Source organism: Nitratireductor sp. GZWM139 (assembly GCF_030068685.1).
In the GTDB taxonomy this organism is placed as follows: Bacteria; Pseudomonadota; Alphaproteobacteria; order Rhizobiales; family Rhizobiaceae; genus Nitratireductor; species Nitratireductor aquimarinus.
On sequence record NZ_JAMQML010000001.1, the window covers coordinates 140989 to 166668 of the forward strand.

22 protein-coding genes are annotated in these 25680 nt (G+C 62.7%); 13 read left to right on the forward strand and 9 right to left on the reverse strand.

Translation table 11 applies throughout. The features are described 5' to 3' along the window. Positions 1-16: 16 nt before the first annotated feature. Positions 17-1420, reverse strand: a complete 1404-nt coding sequence (gene thrC, locus NDI72_RS00660; RefSeq protein WP_283799263.1) for a threonine synthase — start codon at positions 1418-1420, stop codon at positions 17-19. Between the two features lie 344 nt (positions 1421-1764). On the opposite strand from thrC, the gene NDI72_RS00665 reads away from it, so the two are divergent. Then, the gene (locus tag NDI72_RS00665; RefSeq protein WP_222473843.1) at positions 1765-2265 is read left to right on the forward strand and encodes a hypothetical protein; all 501 of its coding nucleotides are present in this window, start codon (positions 1765-1767) and stop codon (positions 2263-2265) included. A 114-nt stretch (positions 2266-2379) separates the two neighbouring features. Here the strand turns inward: NDI72_RS00665 and NDI72_RS00670 are convergent, their stop codons facing one another. Beyond that, positions 2380-3069: an HAD family hydrolase gene (locus NDI72_RS00670; RefSeq protein WP_206993734.1), complete on the reverse strand. Its 690-nt coding sequence runs from the start codon at positions 3067-3069 to the stop codon at positions 2380-2382. A 347-nt stretch (positions 3070-3416) separates the two neighbouring features. Between NDI72_RS00670 and NDI72_RS00675 the strand changes: the two genes are divergently transcribed. Continuing rightward, positions 3417-4550: a site-specific DNA-methyltransferase gene (locus NDI72_RS00675; protein ID WP_283799264.1), complete on the forward strand. Its 1134-nt coding sequence runs from the start codon at positions 3417-3419 to the stop codon at positions 4548-4550. 109 nt (positions 4551-4659) lie between these two features. On the opposite strand, the gene NDI72_RS00680 is transcribed toward NDI72_RS00675, so the two are convergent. Beyond that, on the reverse strand, positions 4660-5271 hold the full coding sequence (locus NDI72_RS00680; RefSeq protein ID WP_283799265.1) for an HAD family hydrolase: 612 nt from the start codon (positions 5269-5271) through the stop codon (positions 4660-4662). 6 nt (positions 5272-5277) lie between these two features. Further along, positions 5278-6396, reverse strand: coding sequence for an A/G-specific adenine glycosylase (gene mutY / locus NDI72_RS00685; protein WP_283799266.1), 1119 nt, complete (start codon positions 6394-6396; stop codon positions 5278-5280). A gap of 50 nt (positions 6397-6446) precedes the next feature. Here mutY and NDI72_RS00690 point away from each other — a divergent pair, with 50 nt between their 5' ends. From NDI72_RS00690 to smc, 4 genes are all read left to right on the forward strand, one after another. Then, positions 6447-6944, forward strand: coding sequence for a DUF721 domain-containing protein (locus NDI72_RS00690; RefSeq protein WP_206545860.1), 498 nt, complete (start codon positions 6447-6449; stop codon positions 6942-6944). Positions 6945-7069: 125 nt separating this feature from the next. Then, on the forward strand, positions 7070-7780 hold the full coding sequence (locus tag NDI72_RS00695; protein ID WP_283799267.1) for a DsbA family protein: 711 nt from the start codon (positions 7070-7072) through the stop codon (positions 7778-7780). Positions 7781-7841: 61 nt separating this feature from the next. Beyond that, complete coding sequence (locus NDI72_RS00700) at positions 7842-8540, forward strand: DsbA family protein (RefSeq protein WP_283799268.1); 699 nt, start codon at positions 7842-7844, stop codon at positions 8538-8540. A 54-nt stretch (positions 8541-8594) separates the two neighbouring features. After that, on the forward strand, positions 8595-12053 hold the full coding sequence (smc, locus tag NDI72_RS00705; RefSeq protein ID WP_283799269.1) for a chromosome segregation protein SMC: 3459 nt from the start codon (positions 8595-8597) through the stop codon (positions 12051-12053). Positions 12054-12133: 80 nt separating this feature from the next. Here smc and NDI72_RS00710 read toward each other — a convergent pair whose 3' ends face one another. Continuing rightward, complete coding sequence (locus tag NDI72_RS00710; RefSeq protein ID WP_283799270.1) at positions 12134-12478, reverse strand: VOC family protein; 345 nt, start codon at positions 12476-12478, stop codon at positions 12134-12136. Between the two features lie 151 nt (positions 12479-12629). Here NDI72_RS00710 and NDI72_RS00715 point away from each other — a divergent pair, with 151 nt between their 5' ends. Further along, the gene (locus NDI72_RS00715; RefSeq protein WP_283799271.1) at positions 12630-13091 is read left to right on the forward strand and encodes a DUF1810 domain-containing protein; all 462 of its coding nucleotides are present in this window, start codon (positions 12630-12632) and stop codon (positions 13089-13091) included. Here the strand turns inward: NDI72_RS00715 and NDI72_RS00720 are convergent. Continuing rightward, on the reverse strand, positions 13057-14082 hold the full coding sequence (locus NDI72_RS00720) for an AraC family transcriptional regulator (protein ID WP_283799272.1): 1026 nt from the start codon (positions 14080-14082) through the stop codon (positions 13057-13059). The two genes, NDI72_RS00715 and NDI72_RS00720, sit on opposite strands and share 35 nt — an antisense overlap. 432 nt (positions 14083-14514) lie before the next feature. On the opposite strand from NDI72_RS00720, the gene NDI72_RS00725 reads away from it, so the two are divergent. Together NDI72_RS00725 and ppdK are read left to right on the forward strand one after the other, a co-directional pair. Then, the gene (locus NDI72_RS00725) at positions 14515-15633 is read left to right on the forward strand and encodes an MFS transporter (protein ID WP_283799273.1); all 1119 of its coding nucleotides are present in this window, start codon (positions 14515-14517) and stop codon (positions 15631-15633) included. 264 nt (positions 15634-15897) lie between these two features. Continuing rightward, on the forward strand, positions 15898-18573 hold the full coding sequence (gene ppdK, locus NDI72_RS00730; RefSeq protein ID WP_283799274.1) for a pyruvate, phosphate dikinase: 2676 nt from the start codon (positions 15898-15900) through the stop codon (positions 18571-18573). 42 nt (positions 18574-18615) lie between these two features. Here the strand turns inward: ppdK and NDI72_RS00735 are convergent, their stop codons facing one another. Beyond that, positions 18616-18978: a hypothetical protein gene (locus NDI72_RS00735; RefSeq protein ID WP_113154553.1), complete on the reverse strand. Its 363-nt coding sequence runs from the start codon at positions 18976-18978 to the stop codon at positions 18616-18618. A 302-nt stretch (positions 18979-19280) separates the two neighbouring features. Between NDI72_RS00735 and NDI72_RS00740 the strand changes: the two genes are divergently transcribed. Further along, the gene (locus tag NDI72_RS00740) at positions 19281-20036 is read left to right on the forward strand and encodes a DUF1499 domain-containing protein (RefSeq protein WP_283799275.1); all 756 of its coding nucleotides are present in this window, start codon (positions 19281-19283) and stop codon (positions 20034-20036) included. A gap of 42 nt (positions 20037-20078) precedes the next feature. On the opposite strand, the gene NDI72_RS00745 is transcribed toward NDI72_RS00740, so the two are convergent. Then, positions 20079-20984, reverse strand: a complete 906-nt coding sequence (locus tag NDI72_RS00745) for an MBL fold metallo-hydrolase (RefSeq protein ID WP_206545868.1) — start codon at positions 20982-20984, stop codon at positions 20079-20081. Positions 20985-21113: 129 nt separating this feature from the next. On the opposite strand from NDI72_RS00745, the gene NDI72_RS00750 reads away from it, so the two are divergent. From NDI72_RS00750 to NDI72_RS00760, 3 genes are all read left to right on the forward strand, one after another. Next, the gene (locus tag NDI72_RS00750) at positions 21114-21719 is read left to right on the forward strand and encodes a biotin transporter BioY (RefSeq protein WP_113156220.1); all 606 of its coding nucleotides are present in this window, start codon (positions 21114-21116) and stop codon (positions 21717-21719) included. Between the two features lie 85 nt (positions 21720-21804). Next, positions 21805-22791, forward strand: coding sequence for a UDP-glucose 4-epimerase GalE (gene galE, locus NDI72_RS00755; RefSeq protein ID WP_113154555.1), 987 nt, complete (start codon positions 21805-21807; stop codon positions 22789-22791). A 155-nt stretch (positions 22792-22946) separates the two neighbouring features. Further along, on the forward strand, positions 22947-24026 hold the full coding sequence (locus tag NDI72_RS00760) for an O-antigen ligase family protein (protein ID WP_113156221.1): 1080 nt from the start codon (positions 22947-22949) through the stop codon (positions 24024-24026). Between the two features lie 21 nt (positions 24027-24047). Here the strand turns inward: NDI72_RS00760 and NDI72_RS00765 are convergent, their stop codons facing one another. Further along, the gene (locus tag NDI72_RS00765; RefSeq protein WP_283799276.1) at positions 24048-25454 is read right to left on the reverse strand and encodes a mannose-1-phosphate guanylyltransferase/mannose-6-phosphate isomerase; all 1407 of its coding nucleotides are present in this window, start codon (positions 25452-25454) and stop codon (positions 24048-24050) included. Between the last annotated feature and the right edge of the window lie 226 nt (positions 25455-25680).

The following is a 25680-nucleotide window of genomic DNA, read 5'->3' on the forward strand; positions in this document are numbered from 1 at the left end:
ACTCCCTGAACAATACTTAACGCGCCGCACGTGCGTGGCGGCTAATGTGATCCTGCAACAATTTTAAGTCTGAGGGAACGACTGTAAAGGATTCTTTCCGTTCCATAAGATCGCCGAGCCACGCGGGAAGGGGCGGCTCAACGCCGCTGGCGTCCTTGACGGCCTGTGGAAACTTGGCCGGATGGGCTGTCGACAAGACGACCATGGGCGCGCTGGACGCTTCAAGTCCGCGCGCGACCTTCACGCCGGTGGCGGTGTGCGGATCCAGCAGATAGCCGCTTTCCTCAAGCACGGAGCCGATGGTGCCGGCGGTCTCGGCCATGTCGGAGCGGCCGGCGGCGAATTCCGCGCGGATCGCCTCAAGCGTCTTTTCCTCGACGGTGAAGCTGCCCGACTGTTTCAGCGACTGCATGTAGCGACGGATTTCGTCGACATTTCCGCCGGAGGCGAAATAGAGCAGGCGCTCGAAATTGGAGGACACCTGAATGTCCATCGAGGGCGAGGTGGTGGGGACCACGCCTCGGGTCGCATATTCGCCGGTGGCGAGCGTGCGGGCGAGAATGTCGTTGTCGTTGGTGGCGATCACCAGCTGGTCGACCGGCAGGCCCATGCGCTTGGCGGCGTAGCCTGCGAAGATGTCGCCGAAATTGCCGGTCGGAACCGTGAAGGAAATCGCGCGATCCGGTCCGCCGAGCGAAAGGGCTGCGGTGAAATAGTAGACGATCTGGGCCATGACGCGCGCCCAGTTGATCGAGTTCACGCCGGAGAGCGAAACGCCGTCGCGGAAGGCGTGATCGTTAAACATGTCCTTGAGCAGGGCCTGGCAATCATCGAAATTTCCCTTCACGGCCAGCGCATGAACATTGGGCGCGCCGGACGTGGTCATCTGGCGCTGCTGGACCGGTGAGACGCGGCCCTCGGGGAAGAGGATGAAGACATCCGCGCGCTCGGTGCCGGCAAAGGCCTCGATGGCCGCGCCGCCCGTATCGCCGGACGTCGCACCGACGATGGTGACGCGCTCGCCGCGCTCGGCCAGAACATGATCCATCAGGCGCGCCAGAAGCTGCATGGCAACGTCCTTGAAGGCCAGCGTCGGCCCATGGAAGAGTTCGAGGATGAACTCGTTGGGGCCGGTCTGCACCAGCGGGCAGACTGCCGGATGGCGGAAGGTTGCGTAGCTTTCCTCGATGATGCGGCGCAGGGTCGCCGGCGCGATCTCGTCTCCCACGAAGGGGGAGAGGACGCGGAAGGCGATCTCGCTGTAGGAAAGGCCGCGCATGGCGCGAATGTCATCGGCCGAGAAATGCGGCCACTCGCGGGGAACATAAAGACCGCCGTCGCGGGCGAGGCCCGCAAGCATTGCATCGGAAAAGCCGAGCGCCGGCGCGTCGCCACGCGTGCTAATGTAATCTGTCGCCATACGTCGTATTGCCTCATGAACTGCGAGGAAGAACAGCCGGTGCGGACAAGAGCCCTTCGCATTCCGGCCGCGCGTCTGATATAGAGCATGATCTGGACGGGTGGGAACCGGTTTTCCACTCAAACCGCATGGAAATTGATTGTCGATGACGGGTTTTCTGGCAATTGCCGCCGAAATCTGTCATTTCTCCGCTGCCTTTTGCCGGTTGAACTTCAGTCGGCTTCGGGCGCGCGCAGATTCACGGGGCATGTCACTTGGTCAATTATCGTCTTTTCGTCAGTTCCATACTGCTTTCCGCCGCCGCTTTTGTTTCCGGCTGTCAATCCGATGACGCAACCGGGGGCATGAACCTGCAGTCCGGCAACAACACGCAGACCCAGGTCGCGCAGACGGGCGATCAGCCGGTCGAGACGATCCTCGAGAGCGAGCTGCGCGCCTATTGCCCGTCTGTTTCGCTGCGCGAGGGTACGGCCTATTTCACCACCTACAAGAAGGGTGCGCAGGGCGAGGCCGGTCAGGAAATCTATCAGGCGTCCATCACCGATGTGACGCGCAAGTGCAGCTACAACAATGGCGCGTTCAGCATGACGGTCGCCGTTGCCGGCCGCGTGGTGCCGGGCCCGCTTGGCAAGACCGGAACGATCACCATGCCGATCCGCATCGTCGCATTACGCGCCGGTGAGGTGGTCTATTCCAAGCTGTTCAAGCACCAGGTCTCCATCGGCGATACGGCCGGCGCGACGCAGTTCATCTTCAACGACCCGAATGTCACGATTGCCGGCAAGCCCGACCGCAGCGTGCAGCTGATGGTCGGCTATGACGAAGGTCCGACCAGCGGTCGCTAGAGCAGCGGCCGCATTGCGGGATAAAGAAAAAGCGGGAGCCGGGCTCCCGCTTTTTTTATTTGAATATCAGTCGTTTCCGATTCCCGTTTGAATCGGAATTTCAGGAACGGTCGCTCAGGCGTCTTCGGCCCATTCAGTGAGCGCGGCCAGAACGGCAATCAGGTCCTGGAAACGGTGGATGACCGTCTCGGCTCCGGCTTCCATCAGAAGGTCGGCATGGCCCGGCTGGATGTGCGAACCGCCGGTAAAGCCGATGACGCGCATGCCTGCGGCCCTGGCTCCGGCAATGCCGTGAACGGAGTCCTCGATGACGAAGCAGTTTTCCGGCCTCGCTCCCATTTTCTCGGCGGCGTAGAGGAAGACATCGGGCGCAGGCTTTGGCTGGCGCGTCGGTGTCTCAAGAGCCGAATAGATGTGGCCATTGAAGAGGGGCAGCAATTGCGTGCGGGTGAGCATCGCTTCCACCCGGTCATGGCTCGAATTGGAGCAGACGCATTTGGGCAGGGGAATGCGGGCCACTGCCTCGTGGACGCCGTCGATGGCCTTTACGTCCTTGCGCACCTTCCGGTCCACCTCGCTTTCGGCGCGGTCGATCAGCGTGGCCTGAAGCGGGGCCTCGGCATTTTCCTCGATGGACAGGAGAATGTCCTTGAAGGTGAGGCCCGCATAGCGGCTGGCAAGCTCTTCCGGCGTGATCTCGAAACCGGCCTCGGTCAGCACGCGCGCTTCGACGCGCGAGGCGATGATTTCCGAATCGACGAGAACGCCATCGCAATCGAAGATGACGAGTTCGGGAGCTGGCATGGCAAGACCTGTCCTTTTGGGGAAGCGGATGAATAAGCTCGGGGCGGCATAGCCCTTATGCCGCCCCGAAACAACTGTCCGGCAGATATGGCCCGGCCTTCGGGCTATTCTATGACGATCCCGGTGCGCTTGCCGGCAGCCACCGCTGCCTTCTGGTGCTGAGTGTTTTCTAACGGCCCTGAATGTCTTTCTTGCCCTTGAGAAATTTGATCCGGCAAGCACCGTGAGCGGAGACAAAGAGAGCAGCTGCAACACCGACCTCGCAATTCGCTTCGAGTCCTTACGGAATATTTACCATCTTCCGTAACCATAACGGCAGGTTAATAGTCCGAGTTAGAGGTCAGTCCATGTCCGCCGTGCGTCGTATCGATGAGCTTGCCCCCGAACCAAAGAAGGCCGAATGGCTCGATACGATCATTAAGGGGGACTGCGTTGCAGCTCTCGATCGTTTGCCCGAGAAATCCGTCGACGTGATCTTTGCCGATCCGCCCTACAATCTGCAGCTTGGTGGTGATCTGCACCGTCCGGACCAGTCGCGGGTCGACGCGGTGGATGACGCGTGGGACCAGTTCGACAGCTTTGCCGCCTATGACGCGTTCACCCGTGCATGGATGCTGGCCGCGCGCCGCGTTCTGAAGCCGAATGGCACGATCTGGGTGATCGGCTCGTATCACAACATTTTCCGCGTCGGCACGGTGATGCAGGATCTGGGCTACTGGCTGCTCAACGACATTGTGTGGCGCAAGACCAACCCGATGCCGAACTTCCGCGGCCGCCGGTTCCAGAACGCGCATGAGACGATGATCTGGGCTTCGCGCGACAAGTCGACCAAGGGCTATACCTTCAATTACGAAGCGCTCAAGGCGGCCAATGACGATGTGCAGATGCGCTCGGACTGGCTGTTCCCGATCTGCACGGGCAAGGAACGCCTGAAGAATGACGACGGGGGCAAGCTGCACCCGACGCAGAAGCCGGAAGCGCTTTTGGCGCGCGTCATGATGGCTTCGACCAAGCCGGGCGACGTGGTGCTCGATCCGTTCTTCGGTTCCGGCACGACCGGCGCGGTGGCCAAGCGCCTTGGCCGTCACTTCGTGGGCATCGAGCGTCAGGACGAGTACATCCAGGCGGCCAGCGAACGGATCGCCGGCATCGAGCCGCTGAACGAGATGGATCTGGCGCAGATGCAGGGCAAGCGCGGCGCGCCGCGCGTGGCCTTCGGCAGCCTGCTTGAGGCCGGTCTCATGCAGCCGGGCACGCAGCTTTGCGATTCCAAGCGTCGCTGGACGGCCAATGTACGCGCGGATGGCACCATCGCCATCGGTGACGAGGCAGGCTCGATCCACCGCATCGGCGCACGGGTTCAGGGACTTGAGGCCTGCAATGGCTGGACGTTCTGGCACTTCGAGGAAGAAGGCTGCCTGAAACCGATCGACAGCCTGCGTCAGATCATGCGTGACAACATGCAGGGCGTTGCCGCCTGAGCATGAAGACAGGCGACTTCAGGGAGAAACCTGAAGTCGCTTTTTTTTATGGGAATACAGGCAGGTGGAGCGCTTTTGCGACTCTCTGCGTGATTCTTCGCATTGACCGTTAAACGGCGAAACCATACCCACCGAGATCGGCGCGCAGTTTCTCCGCTCCGGTGAAATGAACGGCCTGCCAGCCGGCAGCTTTTGCCCCTTCCACATTCTTTTCGCTGTCATCGATGAACAGGGTGGCCTGCGGTTCCAGACCGAAATTCCCGGCATGGGTGTCGTAGATTGCGCGGTCGGGTTTGATGATGCCGATCTCGCCGGAAACGGTGACGCCGCGCGGCTTCTCCAAAAAGGGATAGCGCCTGCGCGCCTCGGCATAGGTGTCGGCTGCGAAATTGGTCAGCATGGTCACGTCGTGCCCGGCGTCGACGAGCTTCTCCAGAAGTGTGACCGAATCATCATAGGCGTGCGGGACCATTTCGTGCCAGTGACGGCGGAAGGCGCGGATGTTGTCTTCCTCATGCGGGTGTTCGGCGATGAGCAGGGCCTCGGCCTCGCGCCAGTCGCGCCCGCGATCCTGCTCCACGTTCCACGCACCGGTGCAGACGTTTTCAAGAAACCAGCGGCGTGCGCCGTCATCCGGGATCAGGCGGCGATAAGGGATTTCCGGGTCGTAGTGCAGCAGCACTTTGCCAATGTCGAAGACGATGTGGCGGATCTCACTCATGCGGTTCTATCCCTTTCGGCGTTTTTTCGTGGCTCCGGGTATTGCAGCTTCAATTGCTTTTTTCATGACGGTTGGCAGCGCCTCGCCCGGAAGGGCGTCTGGGTTGGACCACCAGCCATCGCCGGCTGGCGCGCTCTGCGGCAGTTCGGCGCGGAAGACGGTAAGCTCAAGGGCGAAATGGGTGAAGACGTGGCGGATCGCGCCTGCCGCCTGCCAGTCGGCGGGGAAGGGCGCTGCGGTGATGTCGGCGATGCCATCCTGCCGCGCGGTCCACTGGCTGCCGGGCACTTCGGTCATGCCGCCCAGAAGGCCCTGCGGCGGACGCTGGCGCAGGAGCACCGCGCCATCGGCGCGCATTGCGACGAAGGCCGCACCCTTGCGGACGGGCTTTTCCGTTTTGGGAGCCTTCACGGGGAAGCGCTCGGCCGTGCCTTCGCGCCGGGCCGTACAGCCCTCCGTGATGGGGCAGAGCACACAGGCGGGCTTGCGTGGCGTGCAGATCGTCGCGCCCAGATCCATCATGGCCTGCGCGAAATCGCCGGGCCGGTCGTGCGGCAATGCCGCAGCGACACGGGCGCGGATTTCCGGTTTTGCCTGCGGCAGCGGGGTCTCGATCGAGAAGAGACGGGTGATGACGCGCTCGATATTGCCATCCACCACGGCGGCGGGCTGGTTGAAGGCGATGGCGGACACGGCGGCGGCCGTGTAATCGCCAATGCCCGGCAGCGCCTTGAGGCCGGCCTCGGTGTCGGGAAAGCGGCCGCCATGTTCGGCAGCAACGGTCTCGGCGCATTTCTTGAGATTGCGGGCGCGCGAATAGTAGCCGAGCCCCGCCCAGGCCTTCATCACGTCGTCGGTTTCGGCGGCGGCGAGCGCCTCGACGGTGGGCCAGGCCTCCACGAAAGCCTCGAAATAGCTTTTGACCGCGCCGACCGTGGTCTGCTGGAGCATGATTTCGGACAGCCAGACGCGGTAGGGATCGGGCAGGACGCCGACAAGGGTTTCATGCGGCGGGGTGCGCCAGGGCAGGTGCCGGTGGTGGCGGTCGTACCAGGCCAGAAGCGGGCGCGAAAAATCGGTCGAAGATGCTTGCGCGTCGGTGACCGACGCTTCCGTGCGTGCCATACTGGAGAGGAACTCAATATGCGTTGCGGATCAATTCGAGAAATCATGTCATGACAGGGAAGAGGCGTTACGGCAATCCCGTTGCGGTGAGCGACATCGCCACCGGTATTCTCGACCCGGTGATGCGCAAGCGCGCCGGGCTTTCGGTGGAACTGGTGCAGTCGTGGAGCGAGATCGTGGGCGAGCGGCTGGCGCTCAGCACGCAGCCTGAAAAGCTCGCATGGCCGCGCCGCCGGCACGAGGACGATCCGTTTGAGCCGGCCACGCTGGTGATCGCCTGCGAGGGGGCGGCGGCTTTGCGCCTGCAGCACGAGACGGGCGAGGTGATTGGCCGGGTGAATGCGTTTCTGGGCTTTGCAGCCGTGGGGCGCGTGAAGATCGTTCAAAAGCCGGTAAAGGTTGCGCCACAGCGCCGCCCGCGCCCGAAGCGGGCACTGACCGCCCCGGAGAACGAGCGGATCGATCAGCTGACCGCAGGCATTGAGGATGATGCGCTGCGGCAATCGCTCCAGAAACTGGGTGAGAGCATTGCGCGCAAGCGCGGGTGAGCCGATCACCAAAACGTGATAGGGCGCTTGCTTTAGAAAATGACGCGCTTGACCCAAATTCGCCCGAAACGCCCGCTTTGTGGCGTTACGCTAGGCAACACTCCAAGACGAACAGGTGATTCTTCATGTCCGAAATGATCCAGCGCCGCAGACTTCTTCTCTCCATGGCCGCCTTGCCGGCGCTTGGGCTGGGACTGGCCGCGTGCTCCGACACCAATGCCGAAGCCAATGCGGGCAAGCCCGGGACGGATCCGGTGACGACCGCTTCGGTGGATGCGCCTGCCTCGACCGGTTCGGTGGACATGGAGAAGCTGCTTGAAGAGGGCGCGCTCGAAGACAAGGTGCTGGGCGACGAGAACGCGCCGGTGACTATCGTCGAATATGCCTCGATGACCTGCAGCCACTGCGCCACCTTCCACGTGCGGACCTATCCGGAACTGAAGAAGAAATACATCGACACGGGCAAGGTGCGCTTCATCATGCGCGAGTTCCCGTTCGACCCGCGCGCTGAAGCCGGTTTCATGCTGGCGCGCTGCTCGGGCGACAATTACCACGCCATGGTCGACGTTCTGTTCAAGCAGCAGAACAGTTGGGCGCCGGTGCAGGATGCGCAGACCGCGCTTCTGAACATCTCCAAGCTTGCCGGTTTCTCGAAGGAGAGCTTTGAGGCCTGCCTGACCGATCAGGAGCTTCTGACCAAGGTGCGCGCAGTGCGTACGCGCGGTGCGGAAGAATTCGGCATCGACGCCACGCCGACCTTCTTCATCAACGGGAAGAAGTATTCGGGCGCGCTGTCCATCGACGAAATTTCCGCCGTAATCGACGGTATGCTCTAAGAGCGACCGATTTCGCCACCGGCTCCGGCCGGTGGCGCTTTGTTTAAAAGGTTTTTGTTTTATGCGTTTGCTTTCGGTGCGCCCCGGATGTTTTTCCGGGCGCGGCCATGGGGACGATCATCGCGGTGGTCGTCGTTTTTTGAAGTCTCTGGCGCTTGTTCTGGCGCTCTTTGGAACCGGATTTTCTGCTGATCGAACCATGGCTGCGATGGCTGCCGGGGTGGACGCTGAATTGCTGCTCGAGGCCGGTGGCCTTGAGGAGAAGGTGCTCGGAGAAGCCGGCGCGCCGGTGACAATCGTGGAATATGCGTCGATGACCTGCGCTCATTGCGCGCGCTATCACACCGAGACGCTGCCGGAGCTCAAGCGCAAATATATCGAGACGGGCAGGGTGCGCTACATTGTGCGCGGCATCCCGACAGACCCGCGCGCGGAAGCCGGTCTGATGCTTGCCTATTGCTCGAAAGGCAATTATTTCAACGTCTCCGATCTCCTTTACAAAACCCAGTCTGAGTGGGCCTGGGCCAAGGATGGGCGCTCTGCCCTGTTGAAAACCGCCAGAATTGCGGGATTCTCACAGAAGAGCTTCGAAGCTTGCTTGACGGACCGCGAGCTTCTGGATGAAGTCAGAGCAATGCGCAATTGGGGTTTGGAGCGCCTGGGGATTGAGGCCGTTCCTACGTTCTTCATCAATGGGATGAAGCATTCGGGAGCCATGTCGATTGACGAAATGTCGGCGATCATCGACGGCATGCTTTAGCGGGCAACGCAATTGCCTGCCGCTTTCGCGCGCGCTGGCGCGGGTGAGGGCGGCATGAAGTTCACCAAACTGCGCCTTCTGGGCTTCAAATCCTTTGTCGAGCCGGGTGAGTTTATCATCGAAAGCGGGCTGACCGGCGTGGTCGGGCCGAATGGCTGCGGCAAGTCCAATCTGGTCGAAGCGTTGCGCTGGGTGATGGGCGAAAGCTCATACAAGAACATGCGCGCCTCCGGCATGGACGACGTGATCTTCTCGGGCTCGGGAACGCGCCCGGCGCGCAACACGGCCGAGGTGACGCTGTTTCTCGACAACAGCGACCGCACCGCGCCGGCCTCCTACAATGATGCGGATGAATTGCAGGTTTCGCGCCGGATCGAACGCGAGGCGGGGTCGGTCTATCGCATCAATGGCAAGGAAGCGCGCGCGCGTGACGTGCAGCTTCTGTTCGCCGACCAGTCAACCGGCGCACGTTCACCCTCCATGGTGGGGCAGGGGCGCATTGGCGAGCTGATCCAGGCAAAGCCGCAGGCGCGCAGGGCGCTTCTGGAAGAGGCGGCCGGCATTTCCGGCCTGCACTCGCGCCGCCATGAGGCCGAACTCAGACTGCGCGGTGCGGAGCAGAATCTCGAGCGCCTCGACGATGTGGTGAGCGAACTCGACAGCCAGATCGAAAGCCTCAAGCGCCAGGCCCGCCAGGCGTCGCGCTTCAAGAAGCTCTCCGCAGAAGTGCGCAAGGCCGAGGCGATCCTGCTTCATCTGCGCTGGTCCTCGGCCAAGAGCCAGGAGGCGGAGGCGCAGAGCGCGCTTTCGCAGGCGACCGCGCTGGTTGGCGAAACTGCATCGGGCCAGATGGAAGCCGCCAAGGCGCAGGCGATTGGCGCGCACAAGCTGCCGGAACTGCGCGATGCGGAAGCCGCCGCTGCCGCCGCCCTGCAGCGCCTGACCATTGCGCGCACGCAGATCGAGGAAGAGGCAAAGCGCGTTCAGGCGCGAACGCAGGAATTGCAGAAGCGGATCGATCAGCTCAACGCGGACGTTGCGCGTGAAGAGCAGATGGTGCGCGACAATGCGGAAGCGCTGGCGCGGCTTGCCGAAGAAGAAGAGACGCTGAAAGAGGCCGAGGACGGCGCGGAAGGCCGTGATATCGAACTGCAGAATGTGTTCGAGACGGTTTCCGAGGAGCTTTCGGCAGCGGAAGAGCTGCTTTCGCGGCTGACGGCGGAGAAGGCCGAGGCATCGGCGACGCGTCAGCAGGCCGAGCGCGCGATCCGCGAGCAGGCCGAGCGCCGGGACCGGCTGGCGCGGCAGGTTGCGACCATGGATGCCGAGCTTCAGGAAATCACGGGCCGGATTGCCGGTCTGCCTGACCCGGCTGAAAAGCGGCTTCTGATGGAAGAAGCCGCGGAACGCGTGGAGATGGCCGAAGGCGCGGCTGCGGAATGCGAAGAGCGGGTCGCTGCCGCGCGTGAGACGGAACAGGCTGCCCGACCGCCGTTGCAGGAAGCACGCTCCGAGCTTGGGCGTGTGGAGACGGAAGCGCAGACGCTGCGCAAGATCCTGAACGCCGGCGGCGCGGATCTTTATCCGGCGGTGCTTGAGCAATTGCGCGTGGAGCGCGGCTTCGAGACCGCGCTGGGCGCAGCGCTGGGCGAAGATCTGGACGTGCCGCTCGACAGTGCGGCTCCGGTCTATTGGGGGCCGTCCGGGGTTTCGGCGGATGACCCGGCGCTGCCGGAAGGCGTCATGGCGCTGGCTTCCGTGGTGAAGGCTCCGGAACAGCTTGCGCGCCGGCTCTCGCAGATCGGCATCGTGGATGCGGAAGACGGGCCGCGCCTTCAGAAGCTTCTGAAGACCGGGCAGCGTCTGGTGGCGCGCGATGGCGCACTGTGGCGGTGGGACGGCTACCGCGCCAGCGCGGATGCGCCGACGGCTGCGGCGCAGAGGCTGGCGCAGAAGAACCGGCTTGCCGAACTCGACGGCGAAGTGATCGAGGCGACGGCGCGACTGCACGCGGCGGAGACGGCGCTGGCGGATGCGGAACACGCGGTGAAGGCTGCGGTGGAAGCCGAGCGGCGCACCCGTGAAGAAGGGCGCGCGGCGCAGGCGGCGCTCAGCCGCGCGCGCGATGCGCTGGCGAGTGCGGAGAGGGCGGCAGGCGAGCTTTCCAGCCGCCGGATGAGCCTAGAAGAAGCGCGTGGCCGCGTTGTCGAGGATCACGAGGAGGCCGTGGCTTCGACCATGGCCGCCGAAGAGGCGCTGGAGAGCGCGCCCGACATCACCGAATTGCAGGCGCGGCTTGATCAGCAGTTTGCCGGGGTTTCGGCCAAGCGCGCGGCGGTGGCCGAGGCGCGGGCAGCCTATGAGGGATTGCGGCGCGAGGCCGATGCGCGCCGGCGCAGGCTCGAGGCGATTGCCGCCGAACGGCGCAGCTGGCAGTCGCGCGTGGAAAATGCTGACCGGCACACGGCTGCGCTCTTGCAGCGCCGTGGCGACACCGAAGCGGAGCTGGAAGAACTGGCCGAGGCTCCCGAAGAGATCGAGATGCGTGGCCGCGCGCTGCTTTCCGAAATTTCAAAGGCGGAAAATCTGCGCAAGGAAGCTGCCGACAAGCTGCAGGAAGCAGAGAACCGGCAGGCGGAGCTGGACAAGCTGGCGACCGCAAGCATCCAGTCACTTTCCTCGGCACGCGAAAGCCGCGCCCGTGCGGAAGAACGCGTGACGGCGGCGGAAGAGCGGCGCAAGGAAGCCGAGGCGCGCATTCAGGAAGTGCTGAACGTGCCGCCGCACAAGGTGCTGGCCATGGCGGAGCTGGAACCGGATGCGCCCATGCCGGAGATCGCCGATGTGGAGCGGCGTCTCGAGCGTTTCAAGATTGAGCGCGAGCGGCTCGGCGCGGTCAATCTCAGGGCTGAGGAAGAGCAGTCGGAACTCAGCGAACGGCACGGCACCATCGTGACCGAGCGCGAGGACGTGATCGAGGCGATCCGCAAGCTGCGGCTGGCCATCCAGAACCTGAACAAGGAAGGCCGCGAGCGCCTTCTGGCCGCCTTCGATGTGGTCAATGAGCAGTTCCAGCGTCTGTTCACCCATCTCTTCGGGGGCGGCACGGCGGAACTGCAGCTGATCGAGTCCGATGATCCGCTGGAGGCGGGGCTGGAAATTCTCGCGCGCCCGCCCGGCAAGCGCCCACAGACCATGACGCTGCTTTCCGGTGGCGAGCAGGCGCTGACGGCCATGGCGCTGATCTTCGCCGTGTTCCTGACCAATCCCGCACCCATCTGCGTGCTGGACGAGGTGGACGCGCCGCTCGACGATCACAATGTCGAGCGGTTCTGCAACCTCATGGATGAGATGGCTGCGTCAACGGATACGAGGTTCGTGGTGATCACCCACAACCCGATCACCATGGCGCGCATGAACCGTCTGTTCGGCGTGACCATGGCCGAGCAGGGCGTCAGCCAGTTGGTCTCTGTCGACCTCCAGACCGCCGAGCGCCTGCGCGAGGCAGTCTAGCATCGCGTCGCGGCCTGCCTGATCCGTGGTTTCGGGAAAATCAGGATGCGTGTCGAGATGCAGGATCGCCCCGCTCGCTCTCACGTCTCGCTCCATACGGCCAGCTCATTGCCTGCCGGATCGGTGAAGTGGAAGCGCCGGCCACCGGGAAAAGAGAAGATCGGTTTGACAATCTCGCCGCCGGCTTCCCGCACGGTGGCGAGCGTCGCTTCCAGATCCTCCGAGTAAAGGACGGGGAGCGGTTTCCGGGTCGCGTCCGGCGCGCCGTCGAAGCCACCGTCGATCCCCTCGTTGAAGGCTGCGTATCCGGGACCGTAATCGGTGAAAGACCAGGAAAAGGCCCGTGCGTAAAACGACTTGACGCTGTCGATGGTGCCGCCCGAAGCGGGCATTTCGATATAGTCGAGCTTTCCGGTCTGGCGCATGACAACCTCCATTGTTCTTGATTTGTTCTAATTCATCTTCGTCTTGCTTGCAAGTCCTGAAGCAGATGCGCCGTGCTCTCGCGAAATGTCTGTGACGGGTCTGGTAGAATGCGTCGGCAAGGTTCCCGGAAAATATTCGCGGAGACGGATGATGACGGAAGACCCTTTCGACCTTCAGCGCTTCGTGACGGCGCAGGCGGACTGCTTTGACGAGGCGCTGGGGGAGTTGCGCGCGGGGCGCAAGAGAACGCACTGGATGTGGTTCGTGTTTCCGCAATTGCGTGAGCTGGGGCGCTCGCCAACTGCATTGTTCTACGGTCTGGTTTCGCTTGATGAAGCGCGTGCCTATCTCGCGCATCCGGTTCTTGGGCCGCGCCTGCGCGCTGCTACGGAAGCGGTGATGACGGGGCCGGGTGGTTCGCTGCATGAGATTTTCGGAACGCCGGATGACCTGAAGTTTCGCTCCTGCATGACCCTTTTTGCCTGCGCCACGGAGCAGGGCGACAGGCTTTTTTGCGAAGCCATGCGTCAATTGTGTGAGGGGCGCGCGGATGAGGCGACTCTCGGTCTTCTTGGGGTTAAGCTAGGGGAGTGGCGTCCGCCCGATCCATAGGCGCGGGGCGCATGGGCGCAGGCGTGGCAGCGCGCATCGCACCGGGCGGCTTTCCGATCACGCGCTTGAAGGCACGGCTGAATGCTGCCTGTGAACCATAGCCAAGGCGGTGCGCAGCCGTTTCGATGGCCAGCCCCTCGCGGCTGATCCACTGGGCGGCGAGGCGCATTCTCAGCTCCGTCAGATAGCGCACGGGCGTCATGCCGGTGACGGTGTGGAAACGCTCGGCAAAGACGGAGCGGGAGCTGCCCATTTGCCTTGCCAGTTCGGCGACGGTCCAGTCGCGACCGGGGTCGCGGTGCAGGGCGGCGATCACATGACCAAGGCGCGGATCGCGCAGCGCCGCCACCCAGCCGCTTGAGCCGCCGCAGCCGCATTCGACCCAGGAGCGGACGATGAAAGCGGAAACCACATCGGCAAGCCGCGCGAGGATGCCGGCAAAACCCGCGCGGTCTCCCCGTGTCTCACGCTCCATCGCGTCGAGGATGGGCAGGATTTCCGGATAACGCTCCAGAAGCGTGGACACGCGCATGACATCGGGCATGAGTGCGACGAGCGGGTGCATGCTGCCCAGATCGAACTCCATGCATCCGGAGAAGATGAGCGCATCGTTTTGGCGATCCGGCTCGTTCGAACAGGCAATGATCTCTTTGACATCGCGGCAGAGCGGCCTGGCCTGGAAATTCGTGATGCACTGGCTCTGAAAGTCCGGCTCGGAGAGGAGAGCGTGTTCACCGCCGCGCGGCAGAAGAACGGCGTCGCCGGTTTCAAGTGTGTGAAGCGTGTCGTCAGGGCCGCGAAGGTAGACGGGACCACGGCCCACGAAGTGAAACTGGGCCCGCCCTTCGATGGTGCCGAAGCGAATGCCGAAGGGCGGCGTGATCTGGGTGCGGTGATAGGACATCCCGTAAAGGCGCATGCCCATGAGCAATTCGCTGACCAGATCCGGATTGGCGAGTGATGGTGGTGTTTCGGCGTTTCGATCAATCATTCCGGTTTTTGTGACATGGTTCGTCCGGAATGTCCAATCTATCTCTTTTGCACTGCAAAACAGATTGCATGCGAAAGGAAAGACAGATGGACGAAGCCCCGCAGTGGACAGGCGCGCAGGCCAGCCGGCAACCGGCCTGGGGCGCAGTGATTTCGATGTCGCTAGGGTCAGGACCCATTAATATGGCCGCAATGGTCGGCCTGATTTGTGCGGATACGCGAAGCAAGGCCGCAGGAAGACTTCATGTCTTTCAAGGGCTTGCGACAAAGTAGCCCGTGCAAATCAGGCTGATCCGAAGGACGCTCGATAGACCGGCGACCTGCTGCGTCAAACCCCTTGACCGGGGGGAAACCCCGCTCTGCGGGCTTTTCCTGGCATCTCTTGGTCTATCGAACGCCATTGCGGTCATATTAATGGGTCCTGACCCTAGGCGTGTTCGGGCTGGTGACGGCGGAATTTCTGCCGGCAAGCCTTTTGACGCCGATGGCGACTGATCTCGGTATTTCGGAAGGGATGGCCGGACAGGCGGTGACCGCGACGGCACTGGTGGGGTTGGTGGCGAGCCTGCTGATCTCTGCGGCGACCCGCAGCATCGACCGGCGGCGTGTGCTGCTGTCGTTCACGGTGCTTCTCATTGTGGCCAACCTGATGGTGGCGTTTGCACCGAACCTGCCGGTTCTGCTCACGGGCCGGGTTCTGCTGGGCATCGCGCTTGGTGGCTTCTGGGCCATATCGACGGCGGTGGCGATGCGGCTGGTGCCGGAGGCGCTGGTGCCGCGCGCGCTTTCGATGATCGTGAGCGGCGTGGCCGCGGCAACCATCGTCGCCGCGCCCCTTGGCAGCTATGTGGGGGAGATGTGGGGCTGGCGCAGCGTGTTCCTGCTGGCAACGGTTCTCGGAGCGATCACCTTTGTGGTTCAGTTCGCGACCCTGCCGGCGATGGCTCCGAATGCGGCAACCCGGCTTCGCACGCTGGTGGATGTGCTGGCGCGGCCCGGTGTGGGGTGGGGCCTGCTGGCGGCGATGCTGGTGTTTGCCGGTCATTTCGCCTTCTTCACCTATATCAGGCCGCATCTGGAAATCGTGACGGGTGGGAGCATCAACGCTGTTTCGGGCATGCTGCTGGGCTTTGGCGTGGCCAATTTTCTGGGGTCGCTGTTTGCCGGCCTTCTGGTGGAGCGCAGCTTGCGCCGCACGCTGATGACCGTGCCGCTGGTGATGGGGCTTTTGGGCTTCGCTCTTCTCTCGGTCGGCTCATTGCCGCTGGCGAATGCCGTGATGATTGCGCTCTGGGGGCTGGCGTTCGGCGCCGTTCCGGTGAGCTGGTCCACGTGGCTGGCGCGGACGGTGCCGGATCAGGCCGAAAGCGCCGGCGGTCTTCTGGTGGCGGCAATCCAGTTTGCCATCGCCATTGGCGCGGCAGGCGGCGGGCTGATTTTCGATGTCGGCGGCGCGCAGGGCGTGTTCAGCGTTTCGAGCGTGGTGCTGGTACTGGCGGCGGTGATGATCTTCATCCGCGTTCGCCCGCAGGTGGTGGCAGCGCCTGCCTGACGCAGCGCGGAAAAAACAGAACGGTTGCGGGATGGGGCGAGAGCCTCGTCCCGTCTGCTTTGGCAAGCAGAAGCACTGTTGCCCTTGTCACATGTAGAACTGTTCCATTCCCGGTAAGAAAAAATCTTCTCTTCAATCGATAAAGCGGCGGATGCTCCGTTGGTTGGCCTTGCCTTGATGGTCGCTGCCGCTTAACGCTGCCTCCCGTAGCCGGTGCAGCACAAGTTCCAGGCGCCGGCAAATCGACCGGAAGGGGAATGCAGCATGACCAAGTGGGTCTATGTGTTTGGCGATGGACGTGCCGAAGGCAGCGCGGGCGAGAAAAATCTGCTCGGCGGCAAAGGCGCAAATCTGGCGGAGATGTGCAGCCTCGGGCTGCCGGTGCCGCCCGGCTTTACGATCACGACCGACCTTTGCTCCCACTATTATGCGAATGGCCGCACCTATCCGGACGCGCTGAAAACACAGGTCGAGGCCGCGCTTGACGAGGTCGGCCGGGTTGCCGCCCGCCGTTTCGGCGATGCGGGGCAGCCGCTTCTGGTTTCCGTGCGCTCGGGCGCACGGGCCTCCATGCCCGGCATGATGGACACGGTGCTCAATCTCGGCCTCAATGATGAGACGGTCGAGGCGATCGCGGCGGAAGCCGGCGATGCGCGCTTTGCCTATGACAGCTACCGCCGCTTCATCCAGATGTACTGCAATGTCGTGCTCGGGCTCGACCATGATCTCTTCGAGGAAATCCTTGAAGAGGAGAAGGCGCGGCTCGGCTACGAGGTCGATACGGAGTTTTCGGCCGAGGACTGGCAGAACGTTATTGCGCTCTACAAGGGCCGCATCGAAAGCGAACTTGGCGCGCCATTCCCGCAGGACCCGCACGAGCAGCTGTGGGGCGCGGTGGGCGCTGTGTTCTCTTCATGGATGAACCCGCGTGCGGTGACCTATCGCCGGCTGCATGACATCCCCGAAAGCTGGGGCACGGCGGTCAATGTGCAGGCCATGGTGTTCGGCAACCGGGGCGAGGATTCGGCAACCGGCGTTGCCTTTACCCGCGATCCTTCGACCGGCGAGAAAGCGCTTTACGGCGAGTTTCTGGTCAATGCGCAGGGTGAGGATGTGGTGGCGGGCATCCGCACGCCGCAGAACATCACCGAGGCGGCGCGGCTTGCGGCGGGCTCCGACAAGCCATCGCTCGAAAAGCTGATGCCCGAGGCGTTCAACGCCTTCACCGGGATCGCCGACACGCTGGAGCGGCATTACCGCGACATGCAGGATCTGGAATTCACCATCGAGCGCGGCAAGCTGTGGATGCTGCAGACGCGCTCGGGAAAGCGCACGGCAAGTGCGGCGCTGAAAGTAGCCGTGGACATGGCCAATGAGGGGCTGATCACGCGTGACGAGGCGGTGACCCGCATCGATGCGGCGTCGCTCGACCAGCTTCTGCACCCGACCATCGATCCGTCCGCCCCGCGCGACATCATCGGCATGGGCCTGCCGGCCTCGCCGGGCGCTGCGACGGGCGAGATCGTGTTCTCGTCCGAAGCTGCCGAAGAGGCCAAGGCCGAAGGACGCCGGACCATTCTGGTGCGGGTGGAGACGAGCCCCGAGGACATTCACGGCATGCATGCCGCCGAAGGCATTCTGACGACGCGCGGCGGCATGACGAGCCACGCGGCGGTGGTGGCGCGCGGCATGGGCAAACCCTGCGTTTCGGGTGCCGGTTCACTGCGTGTCGATCATCGCAAGGGCGTGCTGCTCGCCATGGGGCAGATGCTCAAGGCGGGCGACACGATCACCATCGATGGTGCAACGGGACAGGTGCTGAAGGGTGCGGTCCCCATGCTGCAGCCCGAACTTTCCGGCGATTTCTCCACCATTATGAGCTGGGCCGACGAGGCGCGGCGCATGAAGGTGCGCGCCAATGCCGAAACGCCGGCTGACGCGCGCACGGCGCGTTCCTTCGGCGCGGAGGGCATCGGCCTTTGCCGCACGGAGCACATGTTCTTCGATGATGGCCGCATCCTCGCCATGCGCGAGATGATCCTGGCCGACACCGAAAACGACCGGCGCGCGGCCCTCGCGAAGCTTCTGCCCATGCAGCGCTCCGATTTCGTGGAGATCTTCGAGGTGATGGCCGGGCTGCCGGTCACGATCCGTCTGCTCGACCCGCCGCTGCACGAGTTCCTGCCGAAGACCGAAGAGGAAATCGGCGAGGTGGCTGCCGCCATGGGCGTTTCGGCGGAGAAGCTGCGCCAGCGCACCGAGGCGCTGCATGAGTTCAACCCGATGCTCGGCCATCGCGGTTGCCGTCTGGCGATTTCCTATCCGGAGATCGCGGAGATGCAGGCGCGCGCCATCTTCGAGGCTGCGGCAGAGGCGGCTGAGAAAGCCGGCAAGCCGGTGGTGCCGGAGGTGATGGTGCCGCTTGTTGGCATGTCGGCCGAGCTGACCTTCGTGAAGAACCGCATCGACGCGGTGGCCAAGACCGTGATGGAAGAGCGCGGCATCACGCTCGACTATCTGGTCGGCACGATGATCGAGCTGCCGCGCGCGGCGTTGCGGGCAGACGAGATCGCAGGCAGCGCCGAGTTCTTCTCCTTCGGGACGAACGATTTGACGCAGACCGCATTCGGCATCTCGCGTGACGATGCGGCTTCCTTCCTGGAAACCTATCGCACACGCGGCATCATCGAGCAGGACCCGTTCGTGTCGCTTGATGTGGATGGCGTTGGCGAGCTGGTGCGGATTGCCTCTGAAAAGGGACGCACGGCGCGGCCGGAAATCAAGCTCGGCATCTGCGGAGAGCATGGCGGCGACCCAGCGTCGATCCGCTTCTGCGAGACGGTGGGGCTGGACTATGTGTCGTGCTCGCCCTTCCGTGTGCCCATTGCACGGCTTGCGGCAGCGCAGGCCGCCATTCACGCGGGCAAGGGCGCAGCCTGACGCGCTCTGCCGAATGAAGCCGTCGGGGATCCGTGGGCCGCGTTACTGAACGCGGTCCAGCGTCGTTATCAGGCTGGCATAGGCATTGACGATGCGTGCCACCGGCAGATCGCTGGTCTCGATGCTCTCGACATCAAGCGTGTCGCTTCCCGTCCGCTGTACCACGAGCGCATGGACAGGCGTGTCCTCGTCCTCAAGCGCAATGGCGGCAACCCAGTCGCAATCGTTCACGCCATCAAGGCGCATCTGAAACAGAAGACGCCCTTCGATCTGTTCAAGAGCGTGTTTCACCGCGCCCTCAAAACCCTGTTCGACGAAATCCTGATGTTTGAGGGCGAGCTCCAGCTCAACCAGTTCGAGCGGGCCTGCTGCCGTTTCGTTCTGTTCTAGAAGCGCAGTCTGCATGGCGGAACCTCACAACATTTTCCCACGCAACCCCTCCGGCCATGACATTGTGCGTGCGAGCGTGGCTGGATTATGGCGTGTTACAATAACCTAAGAAGATGGTTATATGGTCCGGCTTTCACCTGTTTCAAGGCGCGGGTGCTGGCTGAATCATTGTCGCAGCCAATGGGTGCAAGGCCCTGAAATCTTAAACATTCCACTGAAATTGAATTTTCTGCCGATCAGCAATGCGTTATGAGGCTCTATCTCTGATGGCAATGGCGCGTTCGGTTGGGTTCATGACGGCAACATTGGTACGGCAAATGGCTCCCGCCGCTCCCTGGTGCCGAAGGCTTGCGCTCTTCTCGCTGGTTCTGCTCATCGTGTCGGGCGCATCGCATCGCTTCGGACTTCTGGAAACGGTTCCTTTCCTGTGGCTCCTGGGGCTGGGCGGAGCGCTTGCCTTTGTCGCCTTCATGCTCGGTGTGATGGCGCTTCTGCAGGTCTGGGAACATGGCTCTCTGGGTGCTGCAATGGCGGCGGGCAGCATGGTCATCGCGGCCCTCGCGCTGGTTCCCTTCGGCATTTCCGGATACCGCTTTTTTGAACACCCGCAACTGGTCGACATCTCGACCGACCCTGAAAACCCGCCGCAAATGCCACTGGCTGCGCGGGCGCGGAGCGGCGTGATGAATGCCGTCGAGCCCATGTCTGCCGAGAGCCAGGCAATGCAGCAGCAGGACTATCCCGAGGTGACGGGGCGGCGCTACGAGTACACGGCTGACAATGTCATTGAAGTTGTGCGCGCGATGATGCGCGAGAGGGGATGGCAGCCACAGGGGCCTGAAGGGCTGCAACTTGCCGGCGCCAGCGTCACGCTGGAAGGGGTGGCGCATTCCTATCTTCTGGGGTTTCCGTCTGATGTGGCCATACGCATCGAAGACGACCAGGCCGCCACCTTCGTCGACATGCGGTCGGCGTCTCGATATGGACGCCACGATCTTGGGGACAATGCGCAGCGTATCCAGCGCTTCCTGAAGGAACTTGATGAACGCATGGCCTTCCTGGCCCCGGTCTAGCGCTTCAGGCTGTTTCCGCTTTCGCCGAAGTCGCTCTCGGGTTCAGCCCGGAAAATAGATCGCGTCGATTGACGGATCGTTCTCCGTCGTCACGGCCCCGCGTGCGACCAGATCTTCCAGATGGGCGAGAACGGAGAGGGCGGCTGCCCCATGAAGCCGGGGATCGGTGTCCCGGTAAATGGCCTGAACCATTTCCGTTATGGTGCGATCACCGCGCTCGATGCGGTCCAGAACGGCGCGCTCGCGCATCTTCCGGTGGGCCTTCAGTCCACGCATGAAGCGCTGGGGCATGCGGACGCGACTGCCATGGCCGGGCAGGAACACCGTGTCGTCACGCTCCAGCAGGCGATCAAGCGAGGCCATGTAATCGGACATCGCGCCGTCGGGCGGGGCGACGATGGAGGTGGCCCAGGCCATCACATGGTCTGCCGAGAAGAGCACGCCGGTTCCTTCCAGCGCGAACACCGCATGATTGGCGGCGTGGCCCGGCGTGTGGATTGCGCGCAGCGCCCAGCCATCGCCCTCGACAAGCTCGTCATCGGCGAGTGCGATGTCGGGCCTGAAATCCATGTCGGCGCTGGCGTCGAGCGGATTGGTTTCGCCAATGCGCAGCGGACGGGCGGCGCGGTGTGGGCCTTCTGCGCAGACTATTGCGCCGGTCTCCCGCGACAGCCTTGCAGCGAGCGGCGAGTGATCCTTGTGGGTGTGGCTGACGAAGATGTGGCTGACCGGCCGGCCGCCAATGGCCTTGAGCAGCGCCTGGAAGTGGGCTTCGTCCTCCGGGCCGGGGTCAATGACGGCGAGGCTGGAGGTGCCGACGATATAGCTGTTCGTGCCGTGAAAGGTGAAGGCGCTGGGGTTGTTGACCGTAAGGCGCTGAATGTCGGGAGCGATCTCGACGGCCTCGCCATAGGCGGGGTCGAAACGCGTTTCAAATTCGAGAGCCATGGGCAACGGGTCCGAAAGTTGGATGCATGCTGGACGCCTGAAAAGCGCATTCAGGTTGCCGCATATCATGGAACCGCTTATAGGAGAAGGAAAGCGGAACAACTCGCATAAAGCATGAACGGAGACGCCATGTCGCTCGCTATCGCATCCAGATCCCTCGTGTCGCAGTCGCTGCCCGACAATGCAGCACGACGCCTGACCACCCAGCTCTTCCTCGCCGTGGGCGCAACGCTCCTGCTGGCGCTGTCGGCAAAGACGCGCGTTGTGCTTGGCCCGGTGGATCTTTCGCTGCAGACGCTGGCTGTTCTTCTGATCGGCGCAACCTTCGGCATGCGCCTCGGTGTTGCGACGCTGCTTCTCTACATGGCTGAAGGCGCGATGGGGCTGCCGGTTTTCCAGGGTACGCCGGAAAAGGGCATTGGCCTTGCATACATGATGGGACCGACGGGCGGTTACCTTCTGGGCTTTGTCGCCATGGCGGCGATTGCCGGCTGGGCGGCAGACCGCGGCTGGGACCGCAATCCGCTTAAGCTTGCCGGCGCGATGCTGGTGGCGGAGGCAGCTCTGATGGTGCTCGGCTTTGCATGGCTTGCAGGCCTGATCGGCGCTGAGAATGCCTGGCAGTTCGGCGTTGCGCCGTTCATCATGCCGGACCTGATCAAGGTGGCGCTGGCTGCCTGCTTCATGCCGGCTGCATGGGCGCTGCTGCGCGGCCTGGGTGTTTCCAGACACTAAGCGGTCATCGAATCGCCGCTTTCAAGCGGAACGGAGATCGGGCCAGAAGGGGATGTCTGGCCCGATTTTTTTTGAGGGGAAGAGTATGAGCGTGTTGGTTACCGGCGGCGCCGGTTATATCGGCAGCCATATGGTCTGGGAGCTTCTGGACCATGGCGAAGACGTGGTCGTTCTCGACCGGCTGAGCACGGGTTTCGACTGGGCGGTTCCCGAAGCGGCCACGCTGGCGGTGGGCGACATCGCTGACCAGACCTTGGTAGAGGAGCTGATCCGCAAGCATGATGTGGATGCGATCATTCACTTTGCGGGCTCGATCATCGTGCCGGAATCCGTATCCGACCCGCTTGGCTATTATCTCAACAACACAGTCAAATCCCGCAGCCTGATCGAGAGCGCGGTTCGCTGCGGGGTTCCTCATTTCATCTTTTCTTCCACGGCTGCGGTCTATGGCAGCCCGGCGCGTTTTCCGGTGGGCGAAGATGCCGAGTTGCGGCCTGAGTCACCCTATGGCACCTCCAAAATGATGACGGAGCTCATGCTGCGGGACTGTGCGGCTGTGCACAATTTCGACTATACGGCGCTCCGCTATTTCAATGTCTCCGGTGCTGATCCGCAATTGCGCACTGGGCAGTCGACCAAGGGCGCAACGCATCTGATCAAGGTTGCCTGCGAGACCGTGACAGGCAAACGCGGCCATATGGAAGTTTTCGGCACGGACTATGAAACGCCGGACGGCACCTGCGTACGTGATTACATTCATGTCTCCGATCTGGTGAATGCGCATTACCTGGCGCTCCGTCGCATGCGTTCGGGTGGTGGTAGCCTCGTGGCCAATTGCGGCTACGGAAACGGTTATTCCGTTCTTGAGGTGATTGAGGCGGTTAAAGAGGTGGCGCAGACCGATTTCGACGTGCGCATCGGCGATCGCAGGCCCGGTGATGCGGTTGCCATCGTTGCGGAGGCAGAGCGGTGCCGGAGGGAGCTTTCCTGGGAACCAAGGTATGACGATCTGCGCCAGATCGTGACGCATGCGCTGAGCTGGGAAAAGAAGCTTGCCGGACGGAACCGCTGATGCAGTATCGTAATATCAACAGGCTCTTCACGCTTGCCTGTTTCTCAATGCCGCCGGTTGTTGGTTCTGCAACAAGTGTGGTCTGGCACGGCGGTGCGCTGTGGTGTGTTTTCGAGGTGGTTACGGGACGGCGGCGACTGAGCCCCGACAGCGCGATGCGCTGGATCGCCATGCTGATGCTGCTTTATGTGGCCGCGAACCTTGTCGCCTTCCTCATCAATGATCCTTCGTGGCAGAGTGTCTACAAGCTCCTGCCGCTTGCGACCTTCGCTTTGTTTCCCTTTTCCTACTCGATCTGGACAATCGCCGACCGGGAAGACGTGGCGCAGGCCGCACTCCTGGGATCGGTCATTGCAAGTTTCGGAGCATTGATTTTTGCCTTCGTACAGTCTGAGTTTCTGGGACTGCGTGCCGAGGGTGGTGCAGGCAACGCACTTGTGTTTGCGGATGTGGCTTGTCTGGCGGGGCTCACCTGTCTGGCAGGGGGGCTCATCCTTGACAGCAAGAAGGCTCTCTTTCTCCTGCTCGCTTTCGCGGCTGCTTTTGGAGCCGTACTGCTTTCAGAGTCCCGTTCTGTCTGGCTTGTGATGATTGTGCTCGCTTTCCTGCAATTGTTCATTTTCCGCGCGCGCGTCTTTACGGTTCTGAGAGGGCATGTGCTTGCGCTGCTGGGCGTAGCCTTGCTGTTGCTGGTCTTGACTTCCGGCCTGATTGTCAGCCGTTTCGATGCCCTTTGGCAGAACGTCGACAGGCTTATGGCCGGAGGGGATTACAACACCTCAATCGGACTGCGGGTGGCGCTCTGGGAAAGCGGTGTTCGGCTCTTTGCCGAGAGCCCGATTCTCGGCCACGGGATGCAGAACACCTCGGCGCTCATCAAGGAACATGTGCTGCGGGATTTCGGCATTGAGGTTGGGTTCACCCATTTTCACAACGGCTTCATGACCATCTTTATCGAGGGTGGCATTGTGGCGGGCTGTGCGGTGATCGCGATGTTCGCGGTGATCACCGTCTATGCGATAAAGAGCCTCGGGAACAAAGAGGACCCGCTCGCCCGCCTCGGCGGCGCGATGCTGCTCATGCTTGCAGCGGTCTATGCCGGAGGTGGCAGCGTGAACGTCATGTTCGGCCATGACATTCTTGACACGGTCTTCATGGTCTTTCTGATCGTGGGGCTGTTCCTGGCGCGGGGAACCTCGCGCCTGACCGATGCGGATCGGGCTGAAAGGCCTTGATGATCTGACGTCGCGGCCGCGTTATACGCGGCCGTAACGGTCCTCCAGACGCACGATGTCGTCTTCGCCCAGATAGGAGCCGGACTGCACCTCAATCAGCTCCAGCGGGATCTTGCCGGGGTTTTCCAGCGCGTGGATCTCGCCAAGCGGAATGTAGGTGGACTGGTTCTCGGTGAGCATGATCGTGTCTTCGCCCTTCAGAACCCGCGCCGTGCCGCGGACGACCACCCAGTGTTCCGCCCGGTGGTGGTGTTTCTGCACGGAGAGTTTTGCACCGGGCTTCACCGTGATGCGCTTCACCTGGTAGCGGTTGCCGAAATCGATGGAATCGTAATCGCCCCACGGACGATAGACCCGGCGATGGTCCACATGCTCGGTGCGGTCGGCGGATTTCAGCTGCGAGACGATCTCCTTGACGTGCTGTACGGCATCACGTTTGGCCACGAGGACGGCATCAGCCGTTTCAACGACCACGAGATCCTCAACGCCGACGATGGCGACGAGGCGCTTCTGCGCGGAGACAATGGAGTTTTTGGACGCGACCTGCAGAACATCGCCGATGAGCGCATTGCCATCCGCGTCCCGGTCCTGCGCCTCCCAGATGGCCGACCATGAGCCGATGTCGTTCCAGCCGGCGTCGAGCGGGACCACGGCCGCGCGGTCGGTCTTCTCCATAAGGGCATAGTCGATGGAATCGGAGGGGCATGCCTCGAAGGCCGTGCGCTCGGGACGCAAAAAATAGGCATCGCTTTCCACGCCGGCCATGGCGGCGCGGCAGGCCTCCAGAATGGCGGGCGCATGTTTGTGCATGGCGTCCAGATAGACACTGGCGCGGAACAGGAACATGCCGCTGTTCCAGTCGCATGCGCCTTCCTTGAGATAGGCCTTGGCCGTTTCGAGATCCGGTTTTTCCTCGAAGCTGGCCACCGCAAAGCCGCTGTCGCCGATCTTCTTGCCACGGCGGATGTAGCCAAAGCCGGTTTCGGGGCAGGTGGGCACGATACCGAAAGTGACGAGCCAGCCTTCCTCGGCAAGCGCTTTTGCCCTTGAGAGCCCCTCATGGAAGGCGAGCACGTTCTGGATCAGGTGATCTGCGGGCATGACGAGAAGCAGCGGGTCAGCGCCATTCGCCGTCGCCTGAAGGGCTGCGAGCGTGATCGCGGGCGCGGTGTTGCGGCCGACAGGCTCAAGCAGGATCGGCGCATTTTCGACGCCGGCCTGCCGAAGCTGTTCGGCCGCCAGAAAGCGGTGCTCTTCATTGCAGACGGTGAGGGGCGTGGCTGCGCCCAGCCCGTCCAGCCGGCGCATTGTCTGTTGCAGCATGGTGCTGTCGCCCACCAGGGCGCAGAACTGCTTGGGGTAGTGCTCGCGCGAAACCGGCCAGAGCCGCGTTCCCATTCCACCCGCCATGATCACCGGTACCAACATGAGCCTACCCCCGCCGTTCTGGTTCTGAACCTCTGGATCGCCGCGCACCCCTTCGGGCGCGCAAAGGACGATCCAGAATTTTGACGGAGCATCAGGCCGAAAGCCGGAATCAACTTTTCAGTCCGACGCTCTATCTGTCTGTTTTTCCGCATTTATGCGGATGTCAGCTGTTTCCACCTGACTGCAAAATACTGTGGCCTGTGCCGCAGGCCGCCGGATGCCTTCG